Consider the following 1174-nt stretch of genomic DNA (forward strand, 5'->3'; position numbering starts at 1 on the left):
GCCTGCCGCGAGGCGTGCGAGATCGACGCGGCGATGCCGTCAAGGTCGCGGTCGACGCCGCGGTGGAGTTCGGCCCGGCGTAGGCGCTCGACTACAGCAGGGGTGATGTCGGTTGCGAATTTCACGATCTTCACCAGTTGCCCGGAGGCGTCACGGACTGGGTTGTAGGTCGCCTGGATCCAGATTTCGCGCTCACCTTTGCCAATGCGACTGTACTCGGCCTGTTGGAACTCACCGCGACGGAGCCCGTCCCAGAAGGCGCGGTAGGCGGTGCTCTCGCGCTCCGCGGGATCGACGAACATCGAGTGGTGCTTGCCGCGAATTTCTTCGAGGCCATAACCCACGACTGAGAGGAAGTTAGCGTTGGCGGTGACGATGGTCCCGTCGAGCGCGAATTCGATGATGGCCTGCGAGCGATCGAGGGCGTCAAGCTTGGCTGCGTTATCGGCGTTGCGCAGCTTCTGCGCGGTAATGTCGGTCGCACACTTGAACACGCCGCAGGGCTTGCCGTTGCGCCCGACGAGCGGGTTGTAGCTCGCCTGGATCCAGACCTCACGGCCGCCCTTGCCGATGCGCTTGTACTCGGCGGCCTGATGCTCGCCCCGACGTAGCGCCGCCCAGAACGCTTGGTAGGCGTCGCCCTCGCGCTCGGCCGGGTCGACGAACATCGAGTGGTGCTGCCCCCGGATTTCCTCCAGCCGGTAGCCCAGGGCTGCTAGGAAGTTGGCGTTGGCCGTGACGACCTTGCCGTCGAGGTCGAACTCAATCAACGCCTGAGAGGCGTCAAGCGCATTCAACTTGGCTTTTTGTTCACTACCAAACATTATCATTTGATATATCCAGCCAAGATGTAACGAATTTGTTGAATGTAAGCTAGGGGCTACAAGTTAAAAACAGTTTTATATGGCATTAAATATTTGGACTAGGCCAACAGACCGAAGAGGCCACCTTTCCGCACTGGTTCGACATGTGGCTCGCCGGTGACGGCGGCGCGGAAGCACCACGGCTGCACCCAGGCTAAGCTGGCGGCGATGCTCAGCATCTCGCAGGGCCACCTCTCCGACATCAAGCGGGGCGCGCCCTGGACGGCGTGCAGTAAGGAAGGGCCTCTACAAGCCTGCGAAACATAGCGGGTCTTTGGCGCGGTGATCCGGAGGTCCGTTCGTTATTCCGG

General features: G+C 61.2%; 2 protein-coding genes. One reads left to right on the forward strand and one right to left on the reverse strand.

Going from position 1 to position 1174, the window contains the following annotated elements; translation table 11 throughout:
• Positions 1-824, reverse strand: an 824-nt coding sequence (locus A5481_RS31985; RefSeq protein ID WP_245298705.1) for a PAS domain-containing protein, incomplete at its 3' end; no start/stop codon positions are given.
• Between the two features lie 156 nt (positions 825-980).
• Between A5481_RS31985 and A5481_RS34495 the strand changes: the two genes are divergently transcribed.
• Positions 981-1130 (forward strand): helix-turn-helix domain-containing protein, encoded by a 150-nt coding sequence (locus tag A5481_RS34495; RefSeq protein ID WP_245298704.1) that lies wholly within the window; start codon positions 981-983, stop codon positions 1128-1130.
• Positions 1131-1174: the final 44 nt, after the last annotated feature.

The organism is Methylobacterium platani (assembly GCF_001653715.1).
In the GTDB taxonomy this organism is placed as follows: Bacteria; Pseudomonadota; Alphaproteobacteria; order Rhizobiales; family Beijerinckiaceae; genus Methylobacterium; species Methylobacterium platani.